The organism is Desulfovibrio sp. 1214_IL3152 (assembly GCF_036763055.1).
Classification (GTDB): domain Bacteria; phylum Desulfobacterota; class Desulfovibrionia; order Desulfovibrionales; family Desulfovibrionaceae; genus Desulfovibrio.
Window position 1 is genome coordinate 1 of the sequence record NZ_JBAIYW010000123.1, and the last position, 1580, is coordinate 1580.

At 61.5% G+C, this 1580-nt stretch carries 2 protein-coding genes and 1 pseudogene; all 3 read left to right on the plus strand.

Annotated features, from left to right (window positions below; genetic code table 11):
• Positions 1–604: pseudogene (locus V6C07_RS02540) on the plus strand (hypothetical protein); the annotation flags it as partial.
• 3 nt (positions 605–607) lie between these two features.
• The gene (locus V6C07_RS02545) at positions 608–847 is read left to right on the plus strand and encodes a hypothetical protein (RefSeq protein WP_333534814.1); all 240 of its coding nucleotides are present in this window, start codon (positions 608–610) and stop codon (positions 845–847) included.
• A gap of 1 nt (position 848) precedes the next feature.
• On the plus strand, positions 849–1580 hold a 732-nt coding region (locus tag V6C07_RS02550), incomplete at its 3' end, for a SulP family inorganic anion transporter (RefSeq protein WP_333534815.1).

The following is a 1580-nucleotide window of genomic DNA, read 5'->3' on the forward strand; positions in this document are numbered from 1 at the left end:
GGGCGAGGTGCTGCGCCAGAGCGCGGAAATTCTTGTGCACGCCCTGCACGCCGAACTTTACGTCTGCCGCCTGCGCAACAAGCAGGGCGAGTGGGTGGTGCGCTCGGCCGGGCATGTGAACGGCAAGGCCATACCCATTGTGGCCCCCATGCTGGAAGAAGGCCTGCGGGAACACCCCGTCATGAACGCCATCCTTCAGGGGCACACGCGCTATGTGGTTTCCAACAATCTTCAGGCCATCGAAAAAGGCGGCGACTCCTTTGACTGCATGGTTTACAAGGAAGGCTACCGCTCACGTCTGGCTTTTGTGCTGCGTGAGCGCAACGACCGCCCGCCCTTTGGTCTTGTCATGCTGTACACCAAGCGCGAATACGGCTTTGAAAATTATGACGAGCGCTTCCTCGGCAAATGCGCCCGCCTTGTTTCGCTCACCGTGGGCCGCCGCATAGCCGTGGCCCGCGACGCGCTGGAAAAAGCCGCAGGGGCCATGGCCCACTACGGCAACAATGCCATCAACGTCATGCGCAACCAGGCCGAATACTGCGGTGAGCTTGTGGAAGATATCGACGCCACCCAGACCCGCGACCTGCGCCTTGCCCGTTAGCTCATGGCGGAATTTCCCGAAAACACCCGGGGGCGCATCCTGGCCGAAGAGCTGGAAAGCGCCCTGGCGCGGGCCGATCTTACCGAGCTTGCGGGGCATCTGGGCGGAGTGCTTGAAGGCACGCGCCGCATGACCCGTATCATCAGTTCCCTCAAAAAATCCGTGGAGCGTCCGCGCCTCATGCATTACGCGCTGGGACATGATGTCCTGCGGCTGGAAGACGACGCGCCAAGGGAGGACTAGCATGCGCCTGTCGGCCATCTTTCCCTTTCTGTCCACGCTCAAAACCTATTCGCCCCGTGACTTCAAGGCTGACCTGACGGCAGCCCTCACCGTCACGCCCATGGCTGTCCCGCAGGCTATGGCGTACGCCATCATTGCCGGGGTTCACCCGCAGTACGGCATCTACGCCTGCATGCTGCCCGTGGTCATGGCCGCGCTGTGGGGATCTTCGCGCTTCATGGCCGCCGGGCCGACCAACGCCATCTCCATGGTGCTGTTTTCCACCATGGCGACCATCAGCGTGGGCGGCACGCTCATCATCAACATGCCCGAAGAAATACGCATGACGTATATTTTCGGGCTGGCGCTTTTTTGCGGCCTGATACAGGTGGGCATGGGCCTTGCCAGACTGGGCGACCTTGCCAATTTCATATCCCATTCAGTTATGGTGGCCTTTACTACGGGCGCAGCCCTGCTCATCGGCATGGGCCAGCTCAAGACGGTTTTCGGCATTCCCGGCCCCAAAAAAGCGGGCTTTTTTCACCAGATGTTTGACGTGCTGCACGGCCTGCCCCAACTGAACGAATGGTGCGTGGGCCTGGCAGCCCTGACCATTGCGCTGGCCCTGAGCCTCAAGCGCATTTCGCACCGCTTTCCGGCATCGCTGGCGGCTCTGGCCCTGGTCACCGCAGCCTCGTGGTATCTTGAGGCAGACAAGCACGGCGTGCCGCTGGTAGGGGCCATACCAAGCGTC

Coding starts and splice junctions, on each gene's coding strand:
- V6C07_RS02545 (WP_333534814.1), top strand. CDS start 608: ATGGCGGAATTTCCCGAAAACACCCGGGGGCGCATCCTGGCCGAAGAG.